We start from the raw sequence: 20,967 nt of genomic DNA, 5'->3' as shown, positions 1-20,967 counted from the left end.
TGCCCTGACGCATGATCCGCGCCATTATTTTGCAATAGATAAAGGAGTACCGCTCATGAGCGCTGTGACAAAACCTGTTTCCGATGCCGAGTTTTCCATTTCGGTGCTGGAATCGAAAGAGCCCGTGCTGGTCGATTTCTGGGCCGAGTGGTGCGGCCCCTGCCGGGTGATCGCGCCCGCGCTGGAGGAGCTTGGCGGGGAGTATGCCGGCAAGCTGTCGATCGCGAAGGTGAACATCGATGAAAACCCGATGACGCCGACCAAGTTCGGCGTGCGCGGGATTCCGACCTTGATCCTGTTCAAGGACGGCAAGGCCGCCGCCACGCATGTGGGTGCGGCGCCGAAGAGCGTGCTGAAAGCCTTCATCGACAAAAATCTCTGATGCCATCTGACGATCCGGAGGCGCCGCCGCCGACGCATCCGATGATCCGCGCCATCGCCATGCCGGCCGACGCCAATGCGAACGGCGATATTTTCGGCGGCTGGCTGATGGCGCAGATGGATCTGGGCGGCAGCAATCTGGCCGGGCGCATCGCGCACGGGCGGATCGCGACCGTCGCAGTGGACGCCATGAGCTTCATCCGGCCGGTGAAAATCGGCGATGAGGTGAGTGTCTACGCCGATCTGGTCTCGGTCGGGCGGACCTCGATCAAGGTGAATGTCGAGGCCTGGCGGCGCGCGCGCGATTCCGAGAACGAGCGGCGGGTGACCAAGGCGGTGTTTACCTTCGTTGCGATCGACAGCGAGGGACGGCCACGACCGATCGTGGTGGGGTCAGACAATCTCCGATAACGGCTGCGCTATGTCTTCGAGCGATTTGCCGGCGGAATCGGGGCCGATCAGGGCTTCGGTGACGGCGGCGATCAGCATCAGCCCGCCGCCCAGCAGATAGCCATCCATCACGTTGCCGCGGTTGCCGCTGCCGATCAGGGCGCCGAACAGGATGGGGCCGACGATGCCGCCGATGGCGGTGCCGAACGCATAGAACAGCGCGATCGCGATGGCGCGGATCTCGAGCGGGAAGCTTTCGCTGACCGTGAGATAGGCGGAGCTTGCGGCAGCCGAGGCAAAGAAGAAAATGACGGTCCACGCGGCGGTCTGGCTGGCGGCGGATAGAACGTTGTGGGCAAACAGCGCGCCAGTGATCGCCATCAGAACACCCGAAATGCCGTAGGTCGCGGTGATCATGATGCGCCGGCCCAACGTGTCGAACAGGCGGCCGAGCAGCAGCGGGCCAGCGAAATTGCCGAGCGCGAAGGGCAGGATATAGAGGCCGATGCGCGCACTCGGGACATGATAGAATTTGGTGAGCACGAGCGCGTAGGTGAAGAAAATGGCGTTGTAGCAGAACGCCTGGGCGGTCATCAGCGTGATGCCGAGCACGGCGCGCGGACGGTAGCGCGTGAAGAGGGCGCGCAGGCCGACCGCGAACCACGATTTGACATCGGTGCGCAATCGGATCGTTTTCAACGGATGATCGGGCGGGGCAATGCCGATGCGGGTTTCAATGCCGGTGACGATGGCGGCGGCTTCATCGGGCCGGCCATGCGTCATCAGCCAGCGCGGGCTTTCGGGGATGAAGCGGCGCAGCAGCAACGCGATGGCCGCGATCAACCCGCCGATGATGAAGGCGGCGCGCCAGCCATAGGCGACCGGGATAATCGCGGGGTTAAGCGCCGCGAGCGCGCCGATCGCACCGAGCGCCGCGCCGATCCAGTAGCTGCCGTTGATCACCAGATCGGTGAAGCCGCGCATGCGGGCGGGAATGAGTTCCTGGATGGTCGCGTTGATCGCGGAATACTCGCCGCCGATGCCGGTACCCGTAATGAAGCGGAATACCAGCAGCGAAGTAAAACTCCAGGCCAGGCCTGAAGCGATCGTGGCCGTCAGGTAAACCAACAGCGTGATGGTGAAGAGTTTTTTGCGGCCAAGCCGATCGGTCAGCCAGCCAAAAAACAGCGCGCCCAGCACGGCGCCGGCGACATAGGCGCTGCCGAGCGCACCGACATCCGCGCTCGATAGGTGCATCGACGGCGATTTGGCGATGGCACCGGACAGCGAGCCGACCATGGTGACCTCGAGCCCATCGAGAATCCAGGTGACGCCGAGGGCGCAGACCACCAGCCAGTGAAACCGCGCCCAGGGCAGACGGTCGAGCCGGGCGGGAACATCGGTTTCGACCGTTTGCGTCATGGTTCAGAGATGCGGGCCAAGCAGAAGCAGATCGGCCGGGCCGAGCCGGTCCTTCGCGGTTTGCGCCTGATGCCAGTAGGGATATTGCAGCGGCAACAGGCTGACCCGATCAAGCGCCGCACGCTCCTCGCTGGTGAGTTCCAGCGATGCCGCTTGCAGATTATCGGCAAGCTGGGCCTCATTGCGGGCACCGATAACGACCGAGGTGATGGTCGGCCGGCCGAGCAGCCAGGCGAGCGCGATCTGCGCCCCGCTGACGCCGCGGGCATCGGCGATTTCCACCAGCACGTCGATGATGTCCCACAGCCGGGCTTCGTCGTTGATCGGCGGTTCCTTCCACCCAGCGAGTTGGCGGGTGCCTTCGGGGGTTTTCTGGTCGCGGCGATGCTTGCCCGACAGCAGGCCACCGGCGAGCGGGCTCCAGACCAGCACGCCCAGCCCCTGGTCGTGCGCGAGCGGCAGCAATTCGTTCTCCGCCTCGCGGGCCTCCAGCGTGTAGTGGATCTGCTGGCTGACGAAGCGCTGGCGGTGCGTCGCATCGCTGATGCCGAGCGCCTTCATGATATGCCAGGCGGAATAGTTCGAGCAGCCGATGTAGCGCACCTTGCCGTGGCTGATCAGCGTGTTCAGCGCCTCGATCGTTTCATCGAGCGGCGTGATGCCGTCCCATTCATGGACTTGATAGAGATCGATGTAGTCGGTCCGCAGACGTTTGAGGCTGGCGTTGCACGCATCGATAATGTGATGGCGCGACAGTCCGGCATCGTTCGGGCCCTTGCCCATCGGGAAGCGCACTTTGGTTGCGAGCATGACACCCGATTTGTGCACGCCGCCCAGCGCCTCGCCGATAATCTCCTCGGAACCGCCGGTAGAATAAATATCCGCCGTGTCGATCAGGTTGACCCCGGCATCGAGGCAGAGATCGATCTGGCGCTTGGCTTCCGCGAGGCCGACATTGCCGACTTTTTCGAAAGCGCCCTTGCCGCCCATGGTCATGGTGCCGAGCGTGAGGGTCGAAATTTTCAGGCCCGAACGGCCGAGTTGGCGGTATTGCATCGTGACTCCGATGTTGGGTGTGGTGGGGTCTCGCCGCCTATGTCGGGGTGCGGCGCGCCGGTCGCAAGGTCAGTCGTGTCGGGCAGATTGCCGGATAATGACAATTGCGGGACAGTTTTTTGAAGGTTCCGTGAAACAAGCAGCGAGACTCGCCAGAGTGGATTGCTTGCATTTCGTTCATCTGGTTTGAGCGCCCCAAGATACGATCCGTAACAGGCGGCTTGAGGCAAACCAAAGGAGATCAACGTGGCACAACATGCGCACGCTAAATATCATGGAAAACGCACGGCTTTTGCCGTGTTGCTGTTGTCGGGCACAGCACTCGCCCCGGTTGCAGCATGGGCGCAGGCGGTCAATGCGGGAACCGTGAGTGCGAACGGTTCAGCATATGTGCCGGGCGCCACGACCGCACCGACGCACAAGAAACTCTTCAAATCCGGCACCACGACCCGCGTGCTCGATCGCAAGATCATGGATGCGGCCGGCCCGGTCGGCGGTGCCGCGCAGATCCTGTCGTATTCGCCGGGTGTAACCGTGACCGGCTATGGCAACACAGGTTCGGCCAAATACACCATCACGCTCGATGGCGTGCAGCAAGGCTGGGGCGGCTACGGCGGGTTTACCGGCACCGGCTCGATCGGCGTGACGCTCGATGGGATTCCCGTGGTCGATCCGTCGACCGATTTGTGGCAATCCAACACCATTCCGCAGACCGGGATGATCCAGAGCACGCAGGTCACCTATGGGCCGGGCAATCCGGTCAATCGCTGGTACAACAACATCGGCGGCGGGGTTGAGTACACACCCGTGCAGCCGACCTCGAAACCGGGCGGCGATGTCAACCTGACCTATGGCAGCTACGGCCAAAAGAACATCGAATTCGACCTGCGCACCGGGCTTTACGATGGCTGGTCCACCGTGCTCGCGGGCGGCGCCGGCAACGGCAACAGTTTCCGTACCGCGGCTGACGGGTTCAAAAGTCCGAACGAGAATTACTCGATCTATCTGAAAACCGTGAAGCAGTTCTCCGCCGGCAACATCCAGTTCGGCGGCTATTTCGCGCGCAGCGCCGGCTACCGCGTACCCGTGATTCCCACCACGCCGCAGGCGGGTGTCACCATCACCGGCAATCCGGGGATGGCGGGCTCGACCCTGTATAGCCAGCAGACCTCGGGCTACGACAGCGCGCTGCCGTTCAACACCTACGAGAAATTCGATACCAATGCGATGTGGCTGGTGTTCGCCAAGGAGAACATCGACCTTGGTGACGCGACCACGCTGCATAATCTGACCTGGTACGAAAATATCACCCGCGTGCATTCGCGCCTGAACGACCTGTATAACACGGGTCCGAACGTCAGTGAATACAACAGCCCGCACACCAATATTTTCGGCGACAAGCTCTGGCTGAGCAAGAGCTTTGCAATGAACACGGTCGATGCCGGCGCCTACTATATTCACGACACCTATAATTCACGGAACAATTTTTATAACGTGTTCGACGGCGGCAACAAGGGTGTTGTCAATATCGGCGGCAAAATCCGCTCGTCCTATTTCACCCAGGACGATTTCGCACTGTTCGCGCAGGATGATTTCCACCCGATCGCGGCGTTGCACATCACGCCGGGCGTTCGTTTCGTGAATTTCCAGACCGGCTATTCCAACGGCTCGTTGCAGGATTTCGGCTTCGCGCCAGGCGTCGTGCTGTCGACGCATTGCCCGCTGACCGGCGCCAAGACCAAGGGCAACGTGACCGATCAGGGTGCCAGTTGCGGTGCGAACGAAAGCCGCAGCGGCGTCGAGCCTTCGCTATCGGCCAATCTGCAGGTCCTGCCATGGCTCGCGCTGTACGGCAGCTACGCCGAATCCCTGCGCACGCCTTCGGTCGGCGGCGGCGGCGGCTTGTTCCAGAAGGTCAACCCGAACTCGTATCATCTTGAATTGGGCCAGGACTTCCAGGGTGGCGCCAAATTCAACGTCGAGGATGATGGAATACTGCATCACTTCCTGGCCGGTATCAGCTATTTCCACCTGCGCTATGCCAAACAGTCGATCAACTACACGCTCGCGAACGGGAACGAGATCACCGCCAGCGGTAGCTCGATCTACAAGGGCGTGAATATGTATTTCAACGACAACCCGCTCTACAATCTGTTCGTCTACGGCAACGCCTCGATCACCAATGCGAACTACCAGACATACGTAACCGGCGCGGGCGCGGCCAATCCCGGCACCAGCTACTCGGGCAGCAAGGTTCCCTATGTCCCCGAGAAGAGCTTCAACGTCGGCGCCTATTACGATTATCTGTATCATAACACATTGCTTGAGCCGCGGGCCTGGGTTCAGTTCACCGGCACGCAGAACCTGTTCAACAACGTGAACGGAGCGCCAAGCCACCAGACGATGCCGAGCTACGGTACGTTCAACCTGTCCTTCAAGGTCAGCGCGCCGATCATTCTGCCCTATGCCGGCAAGAAATCGATCGATTTCAAACTGACGGCGCTGAACGTGACCAATAATCGCTACAACGAATACGAGTATATCTCGTCGGGCGGCTATTTCGGTACGTCCAACGGTGGCTATCTGCTGGCCTATCCGGGCGCGCCGTTCACCATCTATGGCAGTGTCGGGATGCATTTCTGATCCCGGCTTCAACTGTCATCGATCCTTCACACTACTGCGGCGCAGCTTCGTCTAAGGCTGCGCCGCGTCTGTAACCGCCGGAGACAGCGACCATGACTCTCGCCTATATCATCCACCTCGCCAATTATTCGGACGGCGTGCTCTACGTCCTCGCCGTTCTGTTCCTGATCGCGACCGCGGTGATGCTCGACCGGGTGTGGTACCTGCGCCGGGCGATTTTGCGCGGCAACGCGATCGTGACGCGGATGGCCCGGATGGGTCAGCTATCGGTCAACGACGTGGCCGAAATGCGCGACTTCGCCGGCCGCCAGCCCGAAGCGATCCTGCTCGATACCGCGCTGCATCACATTGCCGATGCCGACCCGACCGCGATGGGCAACCGGATGGACGAGGCGATCATGCTGGTCGCACCCAGGCTCGACCAGCGACTGTGGATTCTCGATACCATCGTGACGCTCGCACCGCTGCTGGGCTTGTTCGGCACCATCATCGGCATGTTCCATGCGTTCTCAGTGCTGGCAACGCCGGGCCATGCGCCGGCGGAGGTAACCGGCGGCGTCGCCGATGCGCTGGTGGCGACCGCGTTTGGCATTCTGATCGCGATGCTGGGTCTGTCGGCCTTCAACATGCTGCAAAACCAGGTCCGCCTGATCCTGCATCAACTGGAAACCATCAAGACCATGGTGCTGAACCGGACCGATGGCGCCCTGCTGGTGCCGATGGTGCGGGCCGGCGGCTCGATGCGCGCGGCGGCGGAGTAGCGTCATGAAACTGCGCTATTTCGAGGCCCGCAAGGCGCGGGTCGAGATCATCCCGATGATCGACGTCATGCTGTTTCTGCTGGTGTTCTTCATTATCGTGACGTTGCAGATGATCCCGGATGCAGGCGTGTCGCTGCAACTGCCGACATCGAGCCAGACGCAGCATCTGAAACACCCGAAATTCACCGTGAACATCCTGAAGGATGGCACGGTGAAGGTGAAGGACAAGGTGCTCACCCCGCCGCAGCTGACCGCGCTGTTTCAGGCTGACGGCGATACCGCCAAGACGCAGGTGACCATTGCGGCCTCCAAGCATGTAGCATTCCAGCATTTCGTGACGGTGATGGATGCCGCGCGCAAGGCCGGAGTGACCGATATCGGCATCGCGGCGCAGCCGGCGGCCGGGGGCTCGTAGTGGCCGGCGTGAGTACCGCAGACCGGCCCAGGCTGCCCTATCAGGAGCCGGACCGGTTCGGCTTCGCACTGGTCGCAGCACTGGTCGTGGAAATAGCGGCCACCTTGGCGGTCGTGCATTTTGCCAACCAGCCAGGGCCGGTTGCCAATCATCGGCCACGGATCATGAAGATCCAGATGATGGCACCGCCCCCGAAGCCGAAGCCCTTGCCGCCACCGCCCAAGCCGATGCCGCCGCCGCCGAAGCCCCTGCCCCCGCCGCCGCTGCCCGTGGCACCGCCGAAACCGCTGCCGCCACCGCCGCCACCCAAGCCAATTCCCCGGCCCGTGCCCCGGCCGATCCCGAAGCCGCACCCGATGAAGCCGGTGCCGCATATCGCCGTGCCGCGGCCACAACCGCCACCCCCGCCACCGGTTCAGCCCGCGGTTTCGGCGGCCGAGGTGGAAAGTGCGACGGCGCGCTATGCCGCCCTGGTGCATTCATCGGTGCAGGCCGATCTGCACGTACCCGCAATGGTGCAGATGATGCATCTGCGCGGCGTGACCACGGTATCCATCACGATCGCGCCAAGCGGTGCGCTGGTCGGGGTTTCGGTGCTGCGCTCCTCGGGCGCGCCGCCGATCGACCAGGCAGCGCTCGCCGCCGTGCGGGCGACGCGGTTTCCGCCGTTTTCCGGCAAAATGCCGCATCACGCTGTGAGTTTCACCCTGCAGGTCAAGCTGCGCGCCGGCTGACGCGCGACATCGAGCGCCGCGCCGATCAGGATCAGCGCGGGTGATGCAAGCTCATCGGCGGCGATCCCGTCGGCGAGGTCGATCAGCCGGGCGGTGCGGTGTGTTTCATCAGCACGGCTGATGTTCATGACGATGATGCCCGGCGTCGCCGGGTCGAGCCCGGCTTCGATCAAGCGATCGGCGATCATGCCGGCGTGGCGGGCGCCCATGTAGAAGGCGATGGTGCCGCGCAGGCGCGCGAGTGCCGCCCAATCCTGTTCGGGCAAACCGCCATCGCTGGCGTGGCCGGTGATGAAGGTAACGCTGCGGGCAATGTCGCGCGCGGTCAGCGAGGCTTCGACCGCCGCTGCGGCGGCGGTGGCGGCGGTGATGCCGGGGATGATGGTGAGCGTCATGCCTGCGGCGCGCAGGGCGGCGATTTCCTCGTTGGCGCGGCCGAAGATCATCGGATCGCCCCCTTTCAGGCGCAGCACGCGGGCGCCGGTGCGCGCGTGCCGGACCAGCAGCGCGCAGATCTCGGATTGCTGCATCGCATGACGGCCGCAACGCTTGCCGACGTTGATCAGCCGGCCGGTGGCAAGGGCGAGGATGCGGGGGTCGACCAGCGCATCGTGCAGAATAACGTCCGCCGCCGCGATCGCGCGATGAGCCTTGACCGTCAGCAGATCGGGATCGCCCGGGCCGGCACCGGCGAGGATGACCGGGAGTAGTGCGGCATTATTCGGCGGCGACGCATTCATGGCGGAGAAATCCCTTGAGTTCGGAAACGCACGAGCCGCAGCCGGTGCCGGCCTTGGTGGCCGCGCCGATCGCCTCGATCGTGGTGAGGCGACCGGCGGCGATGGCAGCGCGGATCGCGGGTTCGCTGACCTGATGGCAGACACAGACGATCCGGCCGGTCGGCACGGCGCGGCTGGCACCGCGGCCGATCAGCAGCGCACCGGCATCGAGCGAGCCCAGCGCCTGGCTGAAGCGCTGTTCCAACGCCTCGACCGTGGGCAAGGCCGCGTGATCGCGCGCGACGTGGAGCAGCAGCAGGATGCTGCCGCCGTTCAGAGCCGCGAGGCGGAACACGCCGCATTTGGCATCGGCGTAGTCGACCGTTTCGATCGTATCTTGCAGGTCGAACATGGTCGCGGCGAGCGTGCGGCAGGTGGTGCCTTGCGACAGCGGCGCGGTGCCGGTGAACCGCAGGTGGATCAGCCCGCCGACGCGCGGGGTGCGCGACCAGACGGCACCGATCGCAGGCTTGAGGCGGGCGATAGCCGCACTGCGGCACAGCGCGATACCGTGCCAGAGCGGCTCGATTTTCCTGATGCGCGCGATACCGTGTTTGAACGCGGGTTCGCCCGAAACCGGATCGCGCGCGGAACCGATCAGCCGGTTGATCGTGCCGGCGCTGCCTTGATCCTGGGTCCAGTGCATGCCGGCGAAGCAAGTGCCCGCGCTTTGCGCCGCATCGAGCCGGGCGGGCAGCGTGATGGTGCCGTCGGCACTGGTCAGTTCGACCAGATCGCCGGTTCCGATGCCGTGGCGCTCGGCGTCGGGCGGCGCGAGGTCAAGCGTGGCGGCGTCGCGATGGGCCATCAGCGCGGGGATGCGCCCGGTGCGGGTCATGGTGTGCCATTGATCGCGCAGGCGGCCGGTGTTCAGGGTGATTGTGCCGGATGCGGCGATCGCGCGGGGACAAGCGGTAACGGCGATAAACCGGGCGCGGCGGTCCTGCGTGCTGAAAGCGCCCCGGGTGAACAGGCGCTGGTCGCCCGGCGCGACCGGCCAGTGCAAAGGACGCAGCGCGTCGTAATCCTCGTCCGGTATGGCGGCGAGCGGGGCGAGATCGAATCGGCGGGCGCCGTTGTTTTCAAAGGCGGAGAGTGCCGCATGTTCACGAAAGATGGCGGCGGGGTTTGCGAAATCGAACGCGGCCGCGTGGCCGAGGCGGCGGGCGAGTTCGGTGAACATCCACCAGTCGGGCTTCGCATCGCCGGGTGCCGAACGAAAGGCGCGCTGGCGGGAGATCAGACGTTCGGAGTTGGTGACGGTGCCGTCCTTTTCCGACCAGCCGGCGGCAGGCAGCACGATATGCGCGCGCGCCGTGGTCGCGGTCGGCCAGCAATCGGCGACAATGACCGTGGGGCAGCGCTCCAGCGCCGCGCGGATATAATTGCTGCGCGGTAGCGATTCGGCGGGGTTGGTGCCCGCGATCCAGATCGCCTGGATGCGGCCCTGGTGCATCGCATCGAACAGATCGACCGCCTTGAGGCCTTGGCGCCGCGCGAGGTTGGGGGCCTGCCAGAACCGCCGGAGCAGATCGTGATGGGCCGGATCGTCGAAGGCAAGATGCGCTGCGAGCTGATTGGCCAGGCCGCCGACCTCGCGCCCGCCCATCGCGTTCGGCTGGCCGGTGAGCGAGAAGGCCGTCGCACCGGGCTTGCCGATCCGGCCGGTCGCGAGATGCAGATTAAGGATGGCGTTGATGGTATCGGTCGCGATTTCCGATTGATTGACGCCCTGCGAGAAGGCGGTGACCATGCGCGGCGTGGTCGCGACCAGATCGGCCAGTTGGTCGAACAGCGCATCATCGATGCCATGGCCCGCGGTGCGGGCGGCGATCAGCGCATCGTCGAACCCGCTGGTATGGTTGCGGATGAAGCGATGATCGAGCACGCCGCGTTCGGCGCAGAGGTTCAGCAGAGCCGCGAACAACGCAAGATCGCCACCCGGGGCGATCGGGATGTGCAAATCGGCGAGGTCCGCCGTGGCGCTGCGGCGCGGGTCGATCGCGATGATTTTGGTGCCGCGCACCTCACGGGCGCGCAGCGCGCGCTGGAACAGCACCGGGTGGCACCAGGCGGCATTGGCGCCGGTGAACACGATGAGGTCGGCTTCGTCGAAATCGGCATAGACGCCGGGCACGATGTCCTCACCGAAGGCGCGGATATGGGCGGCAACCGGGCTTGCCATGCAGAGGCGGGAGTTGGTGTCGATATTGCCGCTGCCGATGAAGCCTTTCATCAGCTTGTTGGCGACGTAATAATCCTCGGTCAGGAATTGGCCCGAGACGTAAAAGGCCACGGAATCCGGCCCGTGTTCGGCGATCGCGGCAGCGAAGCGATCGGCCGCGTGATCGAGCGCTTCGGACCAGGTCGCGGCGCGGCCGCCGATGGTGGGTGTGGTGAGCCGGTCGCGGTCATCCAGCGTCAGGCCGAGCGTCGCACCTTTCACACAGAGCTTGCCGCGATTGGCCGGATGCGCGGCATCGCCGGTGAGGCCCCCAGGCCCCGCGATCAGCCCGCAGCCGACCCCGCAATAGGGGCAGGTGGTGTTCATGCCGTGGTAATGGGTCCGGCGATGTCGAGCAGGATGCGGCTGCCCTCGATGCGGGTGCGAAACCGCGCGATGCAAGGCGCGTCCTCGCCGACCGCGGCACCGGATTCGAGCGAGATCACCCAGCCATGCAACGGGCAGGTAACGCCGTGGCCATGGACGATGCCATGGCTGATCGGCCCGCCGCGATGCGGGCAGGAATCGCGGAGCGCGAACACCGCATCATCGCCGGTGCGGAAAATGGCGATGGTGCCATGCGCCGTGGCGACGGTGCGCGCCCCGCGCAGGGGAATGTCATCGAGCCCGCCGATGTCGATAAAGGCCGCTTCGGCCATCATGCCGTCCATTACACCAGCTCCGCGACGTGGCTGTATTGCGCCGGCTCCGGGCCGGTCGATTGCTCGGCCCAGGGGTCGAACTGCGCGAAGCGCTGCGCGTGGTGAAAGCGCGACGCAAGATCGCCGCGCCCGGCGTGATCATCAACGATGCGCTGGCGGACATACGCGATCCCGACCCGCTCGATCCAGGGCGCGGTGCGCTCCAGGTAGCGGGCCTCCTCGCGATAGAGCTGCATGAAAGCGGCGCAATATTCCATAACTTCGGCATCGGTGGTGACTTTGCAGAGCATGTCGGTGCCGCGCAGCTTGATGCCGCCGTTGCCGCCGACCATCAGGTCCCAGCCCGCGTCGGTCGCGATCACGCCGAAATCCTTGATGCTCGATTCAGCACAGTTGCGCGGGCAGCCGGAGACCGCCATCTTGAACTTGTGCGGCGTCCACGAGCCCCACGACATGCGTTCGAGCGCCACGCCCATCGCGGTCGAGTTCTGTGTACCGAAGCGGCACCATTCGGAGCCGACGCAGGTTTTCACGGTGCGCAGCGCCTTGCCGTAGGCATGGCCGGAGACCAGCCCGGCGGCATTGAGATCGCGCCAGACGGCGGTGAGATCTTCGCGCTTGACCCCGAGCATGTCGATCCGCTGGCCGCCGGTTATCTTGACCTCGGGGATCGAATATTTATCGACCACATCGGCGATCGCGCGCAATTCGCGCGAATTGGTCAGCCCGCCCCACATGCGCGGCACGACCGAGAAGGTCCCGTCCTTCTGGATATTGGCGTGCATGCGCTCGTTGACGAAGCGCGATTGCGCATCATCGACGTATTCGCCCGGCCAGGCGCAGATCAAATAATAATTCAACGCCGGCCGACAGGCGGCGCAGCCATCCGGCGTGTGCCATTCGAGCGCCTGCATCACGGCGGGAATGGTTTTCAGCGCACCGCCCGTGATGCGGCGGCGCACCTCGTCATGCGCCAGGGTGGTGCATGCGCACATCGGCTTGACCGCAACCGGCGCATAGGCGGCGCCGAGCGCTGATTTCAGCAGCGCCTCGACCAGACCGGTGCACGAGCCGCAGGATGACGAGGCCTTGGTCTTCGCGCGGACCGCATCGACCGTGGTCAGGCCGAACGCCGTGATCGATGCGGTGATCGCACCCTTGCAGACGCCGTTGCAGCCGCAGATCTCCGCACTGTCGGGCAAGGCGAGCACCGCGGCATCCGGGTCGGCCGCATCGTCGCTGACCGGGCCGAAAATCAGCGTGTCGCGAAACGCCTCGATATCGGTCTCGTCCTTCATCAGCTGGAAATGCCACGCGGCATCGCTGGCATCGCCGATGCAGACCATGCCGACGATGCGGTTTTCCCGCAGCACGAGGCGCTTGTAGATGCCCCGCGCCGCATCGCGCAGCACGATGTCGTCGGTCGTCGCATCGCCCATGAAGGCGCCGGCGGACACCATATCGACGCCCGAAACCTTCAGGCGGGTGACGCTGGCGACCGGCGTGAACCCGGGCGCCGGCGCGCCGACCATGGTTTTGGCCGCGATTTTCGCCATATCCCAGATCGGCGCGACCAGGCCGAACACCTGCCCGTTGTGCTCGACGCATTCGCCGATCGCAAAGATCGCGGGATCGGACGTGCGCATCCAGTCATCGACCAGCACGCCGCGGTTGCACTCCAGGCCGATCGCGCGGGCAAGCCCCGCGTTGGGCCGGATGCCGACCGCCATGACCACGAGCTCAGCCGGAATCCGGGTGCCGTGCTTCAGCCGGACGGCGGTGATTGCTTCATCACCCTCGAACGCGGCGGTCTCCGTCGCGGTCAGGATGGTCATGCCCCGCCTGGTCAGGGCCCGTTCGAGCAGATGGGCGGCCGAGGCATCGAGCTGGCGTTCCATCAGCGTCGGCATCAAATGGATCACGGTGACATCCGCACCGCGCAGATTGAGCCCATGGGCGGCTTCCAGCCCGAGCAGGCCGCCGCCGATGACCACGGTTTTGGTCCCCTGTTTCACCACCGCCAGCATGTCCTCGACATCGGCGACGGTGCGGAAGGTGAGCACGCCCGCCTTGTCCGCGCCGGGAATCGGCAGGACGAACGGGTTCGAGCCGGTCGCCAGCAGCAGCATGTCATAAGGCACTTCGCTGCCCTTGGCACCGCGCACGAGCCGGTTCTTGCGGTCCACCCAATCGACATGCTCGCCGGCGATCAGGCGGATGTTGTTGGCCGCGTACCAATCGTAGTCGTTCAGCACGATGTCGGCGAAGCTCTTGCCGCCGGCGAGCAGCGGCGAGAGCATGATCCGATCATAGTTCGGCTGCGCCTCGCCGCCGAACACGGTGATGTCGAAATGGCCGGGGGCCAGGGCGAGACTCTCCTCGACCGTGCGCATGCCGGCCATGCCGTTGCCAATCACCACAAGGCGCTGGCGGGGCATGTTGGAACCATCCATGGTGCAGACTTTCTGTTGATAAAGCTCAAACGCGAACGGTCGCGCCGTCGATCGCGGCGGCGGTGAAATCGGCACGCCAGCGGTGCTTGACGATCGACAAGCCCCCGAAAGCGAGCAGGGCGAGGCCCGCGAAAATCAGGAAGCCCGCGCCATAGGAGCCGGTAAGCTGCTTGGAAAAGCCAAGGCTCGAGGCGAGGTAGAAGCCGCCGACCCCACCGGCCATGCCGACGAAGCCGGTTGCGGTGCCAATCTCGCGGCCAAACCGGGCGGGGATCAGCTGAAACACCGCCCCGTCACCCATGCCGAACGCCGCCATCACGACAATGAACACCGCGAGCGCCGGCCAGAAACTGCCGATGCCCATGCTCAGCACGATCAGCGCGGCCGCCGCCAGCAGATACAGCGCCGAGAGCACGCGCACGCCGCCCAGCCGATCCGCAAGGTAGCCGCCGAACGGGCGGATCGAGCCACCAACGAAGGCGCAGGCTGCGGTAGCAAAGCCGGCATGCACCGGGGTGAGGCCGTAAACCGTGTGGAAATACAGGGTAAGCGCGGCGGACAGACCAACGAAACCGCCGAAAGTGACGCCGTAGAAACCCATGAACCACCAGGTGTCGGCGATTTTCAGCACGTCGAAATATTTGCCGAGCGGCTGCGGGAATTTATAGGCCGGCGGGTTCTTGGCGAGGACCGCAAAGCCGATCAGGGTCAGGATCATCAGGATCGCGGCAACGCCGAACACGCCGCCGATGCCGATCGCGATGGCAAGCGAAGGGGCGGCCAGCGCGGTAACGACAGTGCCGATATTGCCCGCGCCGGCGATGCCGAGCGCGGTGCCCTGGTGCTCGGGCGGGTACCAGCGCGAGGCCAGCGGCAGCGCGATCGCGAAGGAGGCACCGCCGACACCAAGAACAAGCCCAAGCGCCAGCACTTCGTGGTACGAGGTCATCCCATGCAACCAGGCGAAGCCGAGCCCAAGGATGACGATGATCTGGGCGACGATGGCGGTAGCACGCGCGCCGAACTGATCGACCGCGAAACCCGCGACGATGCGCAGCAGAGCGCCGGAGAGCACCGGCAGCGCGATCATCAATCCCTTCTGGGCAGGATCGAGATGAAGCAGCTTGCCGATCTGCACGGCCAGGGGACCAAGCAGGACCCAGATCATGAAGCTCATGTCGAAATACAGAAAAGCCGCGAGCAGGCTCGGGAAATGTCCCGCCTTCAGAAACGATTTATCACGTGAAACGCTCATGGTCGCACTCCTGCGGATCCATAATCCGCGAAACGGCCCTCATTGGCGCGCGATCCTGTGCAGCGGGGCCTTCACCCCGGGCGAGCGCCGAAACCGTCCTTGGCTGCGGCGTGACACGTTTCCGTGCGCAACCACAGCAGCAAGAATGATGCCAAGACCACTCCGGCCCAAACTTCGGTCTTTTTCGGAATAACAAAGTTCATTTGCCGATTACAAAGGCATCATTAACCGTATTTTCAGCCATGTGCCGCTTTCTTAGTCACGACGGCGATGCCCTATTGCCGCAACAGTGACCGCTCCGCCGCCGCAGGGTCGGTACCCGCAAGGTGGCCGGCGCGCTGCATGCGCGCGATCGTCCATTGCAGATCGGCACGGGCCGGGCGCAGTTCGACGCCCCGCATGAACAGCGGATTGCCATCCTCACCACTCAAGGATTCAGCCAGCAACTCAGCCGGAAGATCGAGGTTGGCGGGCGATGCAAGGCTGGCGGCCAGCCCGGCGCGATACTCCGGCAGATGGCACAAATCGGTCGCGGCACCCAGGGCATCGCGCAGCGCGGCCGCAAGCATCGGGTTGGCCGCGGCGATCTCTTCACGAATGACCACAAGTTTTTCCGGATGGCCGGGCGCGATGGCGGCCGAGGTCGCGACCAGCGAACCAACACCCGCGCGCGCGGCCAAGGCGCCCCACGGCGCGCCGGCGCAAAAACCCGCGATGCTGCCGCGCGCCAGGGCGGTCTGCATATCGGCGGGCGGCAGCGTGACGATGGTCGCGGCACCGGGCGCAACCCCGCGCGCCGCCAACCAGTCGCGCAACAGCAGGTCGTGGTTGGAATAGGCGTGCACCACCGCAAATCGGGCGCCGCCGATGCCAGAGGCAAGATCAGGCTGGGCGGCGAAACGGTTTGCCAGCACGATCGCGTTGCCGTTGCGGCTCAGCGTCGCGGCCAGCCGCAGGCCGGTCGCGCGACCCCGCAGGCCAAGACTCATGGCCATAGCGAGCGGCCCCAGGATCACGGCGGCATCGAGCATCCCATAGGCCAGCTTGTCAGCGATATTGGCCCAGGACGGCTCGATCAGCACGGTCGCATCGAGCCCGGCAGCAGCAAAGAACCCACGTTCACGGGCGATCAGAACCGGCGCGCTATCGAGCAGGCGCAGGATGCCGATGCTCAATCTCTGCCCACTCATGCCGTGCCCCTCATCAAGCATAATCCCCCGATTCGCCGGCCGATGGCGCAGCGAGCAATGCGCGCGCAACATCCGCCAGGCGCATCTGGCGCTCCATCGCCCGGCGCTGCAGAAAGCGGTGGGCGGCCGGTTCACTCATGTTATCGCGGCGCATCAGCAGGCGCTTCGCCCCATCGATCAGCCGGCGGTCCGACAATTCCGCCTCCGCGGCGGCAAGGCGCACGTCCCGGGCGCTGGCGTGGCGATACAGCGCGATGGCGCTGCGCAAGATCGGCTTGATGTCGGTGATGCCGGCGGCGTTGACGTGGTAGGACACCACGCCGGCGCTGATCGCCTCTTCCATGAAAGCGGGGTCGTCTTCATCGATGAACAGCATCACCGGCATCTGGTGCGCGGCGATGCTGCGCAAGTGCTCAAGACTATCACGATCCGCGCGCGCCATATCCACGATCACGATATCCGGCCGCTCCGCCGCGACGATCAGCGCCAGATTTTCCAGCGGCGGCGCGATGCGGATGCGGCCCACGCCAGCTTGGCCCGCCCCCGCTTGCACAGCCAGACGCGCAGCAAGCGTTTCGGCACGGGCGGGGTCGGTATCGGCGATCAGGATATCCACGTTGCGTCATCGGCCCTGTGCGGTCGTTCATCACCGGGCAATGCAAGATGGCTGCCATCATCGGCAGCTCAGTCGAGAAACATCTTGCCCGGGTTCAGAATGCCGCGCGGGTCGAGCGCCGATTTGATGCTCCGCATCATGGCCAGCGCGCTGGCACCATGCTCACGCATCATGAATTCCCGCTTGCCGATGCCAACACCGTGCTCGCCGCTGGCCGCCCCGCCAAGATCGAGCGCCTGGCCGACGATTTCCCGGTCGAGCGCCCAGGCGCGCGCGGCACCGTCCGCCGTATCGGGATACAGGATCAGAACATGGAAATTACCATCGCCGACATGACCGACGATGCAGGCGCGCAGGCCCGATGCCGTAACCGATTCACGCGCCTGTTCCATCGCTTCGGCAAGGTTGGAAATCGGCACGATCGTGTCGGTCGAAAACGCGCCGTGGCCCGGAAACGCGGCCCGCGCGGCCCAATAGGCATCGTGGCGCGCCTGCCAGAGCTTGTTGCGGGCTTCGGTTTCGGTGGCGAAGGCGAAACTCTGGCCGCCATGAGCAGCGGTAATCGCCTCGGCCATCGCGGCCTGCTCGGCAACACCGCGCGCCGTGCCGTGGAACTCGAACAGCAGGGTCGGCTGGGCGATCAGATCGAGCTTGGAATAAGCGATCGAAACCGCCATCTGGTCGGGATCGGCGTATTCGATCCGCGCGACCGGAATGCCCGTCTGCATGATCTCGATCACCGCATCGATCGCGCCGCGCTCGGTCGCGAAACCGCACACCGCTGCACCAATCGCCTCGGGGATGCCGTACAGCCGAAGCTGGATTTCTGTAATGATGCCGAGCGTACCCTCCGAGCCGATCAGCAGGCGCGTAAGGTCATAGCCGGTGGCCGATTTCCGCACGCGCCCGCCGGTATCCACAATCGTCCCATCGGCCAGCACGGCGCGCAGCCCGAGCACGTTGTCCCGGATGGTGCCGTAGCGCACGGCGTTCGTGCCGGAGGCGCGGGTGGCGCACATACCGCCGATCGTGCAGTCCGCACCGGGATCGACCGGAAAAAACAGGCCATGGTCGCGCAAATATGTGTTGAGCTGCTTGCGGGTAACGCCAGCTTCGACCCGGCCATCCAGATCGGCATCATTGACGGCAAGAATGCGGTTCATGCGCGTGAGATCAAGGCTGATGCCGCCGGCGACCGGCGTGACATGCCCTTCGAGCGACGTCCCGGCACCGAACGGCGTCACCGGCGTGCGGTTGGCATGGCACAGCGCCAGAAGCTGGGAAATCTCGCCGGTGGTCTCCGGAAAAATCACCGCATCCGGCAAGGTATTCGCCGCATTGGCCTCGCCATGCGCATGGGTTTCGCGGATCGTCTGGTTGAGACTGAGACGATCGCCGAACAGGCTGCGGGCGGCTGCGATTGTTGCTGACGTTTCCATCACGCCAAACTATCGGGATTGGATGAATGATGAAAGAGCCTCATGTTTGTAAAAAAGAAGCGAACGAATTTTATTCGTGAGATTGCGGTGATCGCTGGTATTTTCTTGCCGTTTCGGGTTAATTTGATGCCGTATCGATCGATTTTCAGGATGTCAGCATGGCCACGATGACCGAGGCCCCTTGGCGTCTCCAACCCGCGCCGGGCGAGACGCAGCATGACCTGCAACAGCGGCGCGATCGCGCCTATTTCGCGTGGCAGCTGGCAGATACCGAAGTGTTCTGGCGTCGATTGTCCGGCGCCGCGATCGATTTTGCCGGCGCCCGCGTGCTCGAACTCGGCTGCGGCCACGGCGCGCTCTCGGCCGATGCGGCCGCCAAAGGTGCCGCACGGGTGCTCGGCATCGACCTTGACGATCAGCGCATCGCCTTTGCCCAGCAGAGCGTGCCGGCGGCCGATCCGGATCGAGCCCATGTCATGGCGTTTCGCTGCGTCGATATCGCGGCGATCGAGGGTGAAGCCTGTTTCGACATCGTGCTGTGCAAGGACACGTTCGAGCACATCACGGATCTACCGGGGGTCGTGGCCGAGGTGCATCGGCTGCTCCGGCCCGGCGGCCTGTTCGTGATCGGCACCAGCCCGCTGTATTACAGCCCGTTCGGCGACCATGGCCGCTATCTCGGGTCCAGGATTCCCTGGCTCGGCGCATTGATGCCGGAACCCCTGCTGTTCCGGCTCGCGAGCGCCAGGCACCGCACCACGATCTCCAGCGCGGCGGATGTCGGGCTCAATAAAATGACCCCGGCCCGGTTCCGCGGCCTGTTCGCCCCGCACGAGTGGAACGTCCGGATGCTGCGCTACAACGCGGGTGACAAGCCCCTGCTGCGCGTCTTGAGCGTGCTGCGGCGGCTCCGCGTGCTCGAGCCGCTCTGCACCGTCAGCATTTATGCGGTACTGGTGCGGCGTTAGAGCGATATGCGATGAGGTTAACGCCGCAGCGGCACCGTCATCGCATGAAATCGATCGATAAAACATAACGCGCTCGACGCGCGCCCCCTCAGGCTGGCCGGGCCTGGGGCCATCGGCTAAGCTCGACCGGCATTTGATGGATCGATGATGACCGAACCGACCCCTGACGACAAAGCCACGGCGCGCGCCGGCTGCACGCATTTTCTCTCGGCCCGCGGGCCGGTCACGGCCGCCGATTTCATCGCGGCGCTGGCGGCCTCGCCGCATATCGGCCTGGGGCTCGATCACTACAGCGAAGGTCCCGCGATCGAATTGCTGGAGACGCGGGTTGCGGCATTGCTCGGCAAGGAGGCCGGGCTGTGGTTTCCCAAAGGCATCATCGCCCAGCAGGCCGCGTTGCTGGTCCACGCGAGCCGGCTCAACCGGCGCACCGTGGCGCTGCATCCACAATCGCATCTGGCAATCGACGAAAAGGACGCGCTCGCCCGGCTGGCCGGGCTGGTGCCGGTGCGGTTGGGGCGCGATGAACGCCATTTCACCGTGACCGATCTGGCAGGCGTGCGCGAGCCTCTGGCAGCCGTCACACTGGAATTGCCGCTCCGCCGGCCGGGCTATCAGGCACTGCCGTGGGATGATCTGCAGGCAATCGCCGGCTGGGCACGCGAGGTCGGCGTGCCGCTGCATCTCGACGGCGCGCGGTTATGGGAGGTGCAGCCCTGGTACGATCGGCCCTTGGCCGACATCGCCGCGGTCGCGGACACGGTCTACGTATCGCTCTACAAAGGGTTGGGCGGTCTCGGTGGCTGCGTGCTGGCCGGCGATCGCGCCACGATCGATGCCGCGAAACCCTGGCGCGTGCGCTACGGCGGGGACCTGCCGATGGCGTTTCCAATGATCGTGACCGCGCTCGATGCGCTGGACACCACCCTGCCCCGGATGGGCGCTTATTACCGGCGCGCGTGCGACATCGCGGCGGCGCTGCGCGGCGTGGCAGGGATCACGCTGTTCCCCGATCCGCCGCAATGCAACTCGTTTCAAGTGCATTTCGCGGCATCGGCGGCGCGGATGAACCAGGCGGTACTGACCGTGGCGCGTGAACGCCAGTGCTGGCTGTTCGGCTGGTTCAGCCAGGGCCTGCTGCCGGACAGCGCGATGGGCGAGATCGTGGTGGGAGATGCCACGCTGGCATGGGGCGTGGATGAAATAGCAGCAGCTCTGATCGCGCTGCGGGATGCGGCGTGACGCCTGAAGCCAGGCGAAACAAACGCAAGCAAGAATCTTCTTTTTTGTGAACAAAAAAGAAGCAAAAAAAACTTTGTTCATCTGGGCCCGTACCGGTTCCAACACCCGTGCCCCAGATTAAAAAAGTTTTTTGCTTCTTTTTTACAAAAAAGAAGTGCTTTCTTCCTTCTGCCTAACTTTTTCCCTTTCTCACCCCCACCCCCCTTGGTTTATCTAGCGGCATGATCTCGAACGCGCCTTTCATGCCCGCCGACCCGTCCGAGCGCTTCGCGGTGATCTTCCGCGCCCTGCAACGCTCCGTGGCCGACAACGGCTACCGCCTCAAAATCCACGGCCC

The 20,967-nt window shown here is 64.5% G+C and carries 18 protein-coding genes; 8 read left to right on the top strand and 10 right to left on the bottom strand.

Annotated elements, in window-relative coordinates; translation table 11 throughout:
• Nucleotides 1-55: 55 nt before the first annotated feature.
• Together trxA and BW994_RS16350 are read left to right on the top strand one after the other, a co-directional pair.
• Nucleotides 56-382: a thioredoxin gene (gene trxA / locus BW994_RS16355; protein ID WP_029313273.1), complete on the top strand. Its 327-nt coding sequence runs from the start codon at nucleotides 56-58 to the stop codon at nucleotides 380-382.
• Nucleotides 382-792 carry an acyl-CoA thioesterase gene (locus tag BW994_RS16350; protein WP_029313274.1) on the top strand — a complete coding sequence of 137 codons (411 nt, stop codon included), beginning with the start codon at nucleotides 382-384 and terminating at the stop codon, nucleotides 790-792. Before trxA ends, BW994_RS16350 begins: the two co-directional genes overlap by 1 nt.
• Here BW994_RS16350 and BW994_RS16345 read toward each other — a convergent pair.
• Both BW994_RS16345 and BW994_RS16340 read right to left on the bottom strand, forming a co-directional pair.
• Complete coding sequence (locus BW994_RS16345) at nucleotides 775-2,193, bottom strand: MFS transporter (RefSeq protein ID WP_029313275.1); 1,419 nt, start codon at nucleotides 2,191-2,193, stop codon at nucleotides 775-777. The two genes, BW994_RS16350 and BW994_RS16345, sit on opposite strands and share 18 nt — an antisense overlap.
• Nucleotides 2,194-2,196: 3 nt before the next feature.
• Nucleotides 2,197-3,249, bottom strand: a complete 1,053-nt coding sequence (locus BW994_RS16340; RefSeq protein ID WP_029313276.1) for an aldo/keto reductase — start codon at nucleotides 3,247-3,249, stop codon at nucleotides 2,197-2,199.
• Nucleotides 3,250-3,495: 246 nt separating this feature from the next.
• Here BW994_RS16340 and BW994_RS16335 point away from each other — a divergent pair, with 246 nt between their 5' ends.
• The 4 genes from BW994_RS16335 (at nucleotide 3,496) to BW994_RS16320 (ending at nucleotide 7,802) form a co-directional block, all read left to right on the top strand.
• The gene (locus BW994_RS16335) at nucleotides 3,496-5,892 is read left to right on the top strand and encodes a TonB-dependent receptor (RefSeq protein ID WP_245594199.1); all 2,397 of its coding nucleotides are present in this window, start codon (nucleotides 3,496-3,498) and stop codon (nucleotides 5,890-5,892) included.
• A 92-nt stretch (nucleotides 5,893-5,984) separates the two neighbouring features.
• Nucleotides 5,985-6,653, top strand: a complete 669-nt coding sequence (locus tag BW994_RS16330) for a MotA/TolQ/ExbB proton channel family protein (RefSeq protein WP_029313278.1) — start codon at nucleotides 5,985-5,987, stop codon at nucleotides 6,651-6,653.
• 4 nt (nucleotides 6,654-6,657) lie between these two features.
• Nucleotides 6,658-7,068: an ExbD/TolR family protein gene (locus tag BW994_RS16325; protein ID WP_029313279.1), complete on the top strand. Its 411-nt coding sequence runs from the start codon at nucleotides 6,658-6,660 to the stop codon at nucleotides 7,066-7,068.
• A gap of 8 nt (nucleotides 7,069-7,076) precedes the next feature.
• Nucleotides 7,077-7,802: an energy transducer TonB gene (locus BW994_RS16320; RefSeq protein WP_076454727.1), complete on the top strand. Its 726-nt coding sequence runs from the start codon at nucleotides 7,077-7,079 to the stop codon at nucleotides 7,800-7,802.
• On the opposite strand, the gene cobA is transcribed toward BW994_RS16320, so the two are convergent.
• From cobA to BW994_RS16280, 8 genes are all read right to left on the bottom strand, one after another.
• Nucleotides 7,757-8,542, bottom strand: a complete 786-nt coding sequence (gene cobA / locus BW994_RS16315; RefSeq protein ID WP_035230074.1) for a uroporphyrinogen-III C-methyltransferase — start codon at nucleotides 8,540-8,542, stop codon at nucleotides 7,757-7,759. The genes BW994_RS16320 and cobA overlap by 46 nt on opposite strands.
• Nucleotides 8,520-11,132 carry a molybdopterin-dependent oxidoreductase gene (locus tag BW994_RS16310; RefSeq protein ID WP_029313282.1) on the bottom strand — a complete coding sequence of 871 codons (2,613 nt, stop codon included), beginning with the start codon at nucleotides 11,130-11,132 and terminating at the stop codon, nucleotides 8,520-8,522. The genes cobA and BW994_RS16310 overlap by 23 nt, the downstream gene beginning before the upstream one ends.
• Nucleotides 11,129-11,476, bottom strand: a complete 348-nt coding sequence (nirD, locus tag BW994_RS16305; RefSeq protein ID WP_029313283.1) for a nitrite reductase small subunit NirD — start codon at nucleotides 11,474-11,476, stop codon at nucleotides 11,129-11,131. The genes BW994_RS16310 and nirD overlap by 4 nt, the downstream gene beginning before the upstream one ends.
• On the bottom strand, nucleotides 11,476-13,920 hold the full coding sequence (nirB, locus tag BW994_RS16300) for a nitrite reductase large subunit NirB (RefSeq protein ID WP_076454725.1): 2,445 nt from the start codon (nucleotides 13,918-13,920) through the stop codon (nucleotides 11,476-11,478). Before nirB ends, nirD begins: the two co-directional genes overlap by 1 nt.
• A 25-nt stretch (nucleotides 13,921-13,945) precedes the next feature.
• Nucleotides 13,946-15,175 carry a nitrate/nitrite transporter gene (locus BW994_RS16295; RefSeq protein WP_076454723.1) on the bottom strand — a complete coding sequence of 410 codons (1,230 nt, stop codon included), beginning with the start codon at nucleotides 15,173-15,175 and terminating at the stop codon, nucleotides 13,946-13,948.
• Between the two features lie 275 nt (nucleotides 15,176-15,450).
• Nucleotides 15,451-16,365 (bottom strand): ABC transporter substrate-binding protein, encoded by a 915-nt coding sequence (locus tag BW994_RS16290; RefSeq protein WP_076454721.1) that lies wholly within the window; start codon nucleotides 16,363-16,365, stop codon nucleotides 15,451-15,453.
• Between the two features lie 13 nt (nucleotides 16,366-16,378).
• The gene (locus BW994_RS16285; protein WP_051657564.1) at nucleotides 16,379-16,981 is read right to left on the bottom strand and encodes an ANTAR domain-containing response regulator; all 603 of its coding nucleotides are present in this window, start codon (nucleotides 16,979-16,981) and stop codon (nucleotides 16,379-16,381) included.
• Between the two features lie 68 nt (nucleotides 16,982-17,049).
• The gene (locus BW994_RS16280) at nucleotides 17,050-18,420 is read right to left on the bottom strand and encodes an FAD-binding oxidoreductase (protein WP_029313288.1); all 1,371 of its coding nucleotides are present in this window, start codon (nucleotides 18,418-18,420) and stop codon (nucleotides 17,050-17,052) included.
• A gap of 158 nt (nucleotides 18,421-18,578) precedes the next feature.
• On the opposite strand from BW994_RS16280, the gene BW994_RS16275 reads away from it, so the two are divergent.
• Both BW994_RS16275 and BW994_RS16270 read left to right on the top strand, forming a co-directional pair.
• Nucleotides 18,579-19,388, top strand: a complete 810-nt coding sequence (locus tag BW994_RS16275; protein ID WP_051657565.1) for a class I SAM-dependent methyltransferase — start codon at nucleotides 18,579-18,581, stop codon at nucleotides 19,386-19,388.
• Nucleotides 19,389-19,535: 147 nt separating this feature from the next.
• Complete coding sequence (locus BW994_RS16270) at nucleotides 19,536-20,630, top strand: threonine aldolase family protein (RefSeq protein ID WP_029313290.1); 1,095 nt, start codon at nucleotides 19,536-19,538, stop codon at nucleotides 20,628-20,630.
• Nucleotides 20,631-20,967: the final 337 nt, after the last annotated feature.

Origin of the sequence: Acidiphilium rubrum, from assembly GCF_900156265.1 — a bacterium.
GTDB classification, from domain to species: domain Bacteria; phylum Pseudomonadota; class Alphaproteobacteria; order Acetobacterales; family Acetobacteraceae; genus Acidiphilium; species Acidiphilium rubrum.
Note: the sequence above shows the minus strand (reverse complement) of the source record. Positions and strands in the feature narration are given on the sequence as shown.

Bases quoted from the DNA above. Each gene is read 5' to 3' on its own strand.
- trxA (WP_029313273.1), top strand. From the start codon at position 56: ATGAGCGCTGTGACAAAACCTGTTTCCGATGCCGAGTTTTCCATTTCG.
- BW994_RS16350 (WP_029313274.1), top strand. From the start codon at position 382: ATGCCATCTGACGATCCGGAGGCGCCGCCGCCGACGCATCCGATGATC.
- BW994_RS16345 (WP_029313275.1), bottom strand. From the start codon at position 2,193: ATGACGCAAACGGTCGAAACCGATGTTCCCGCCCGGCTCGACCGTCTG.
- BW994_RS16340 (WP_029313276.1), bottom strand. From the start codon at position 3,249: ATGCAATACCGCCAACTCGGCCGTTCGGGCCTGAAAATTTCGACCCTC.
- BW994_RS16330 (WP_029313278.1), top strand. From the start codon at position 5,985: ATGACTCTCGCCTATATCATCCACCTCGCCAATTATTCGGACGGCGTG.
- BW994_RS16325 (WP_029313279.1), top strand. From the start codon at position 6,658: ATGAAACTGCGCTATTTCGAGGCCCGCAAGGCGCGGGTCGAGATCATC.
- cobA (WP_035230074.1), bottom strand. From the start codon at position 8,542: ATGAATGCGTCGCCGCCGAATAATGCCGCACTACTCCCGGTCATCCTC.
- BW994_RS16310 (WP_029313282.1), bottom strand. From the start codon at position 11,132: ATGAACACCACCTGCCCCTATTGCGGGGTCGGCTGCGGGCTGATCGCG.
- nirD (WP_029313283.1), bottom strand. From the start codon at position 11,476: ATGGACGGCATGATGGCCGAAGCGGCCTTTATCGACATCGGCGGGCTC.
- nirB (WP_076454725.1), bottom strand. From the start codon at position 13,920: ATGGATGGTTCCAACATGCCCCGCCAGCGCCTTGTGGTGATTGGCAAC.
- BW994_RS16295 (WP_076454723.1), bottom strand. From the start codon at position 15,175: ATGAGCGTTTCACGTGATAAATCGTTTCTGAAGGCGGGACATTTCCCG.
- BW994_RS16290 (WP_076454721.1), bottom strand. From the start codon at position 16,365: ATGAGTGGGCAGAGATTGAGCATCGGCATCCTGCGCCTGCTCGATAGC.
- BW994_RS16280 (WP_029313288.1), bottom strand. From the start codon at position 18,420: ATGGAAACGTCAGCAACAATCGCAGCCGCCCGCAGCCTGTTCGGCGAT.
- BW994_RS16275 (WP_051657565.1), top strand. From the start codon at position 18,579: ATGGCCACGATGACCGAGGCCCCTTGGCGTCTCCAACCCGCGCCGGGC.
- BW994_RS16270 (WP_029313290.1), top strand. From the start codon at position 19,536: ATGACCGAACCGACCCCTGACGACAAAGCCACGGCGCGCGCCGGCTGC.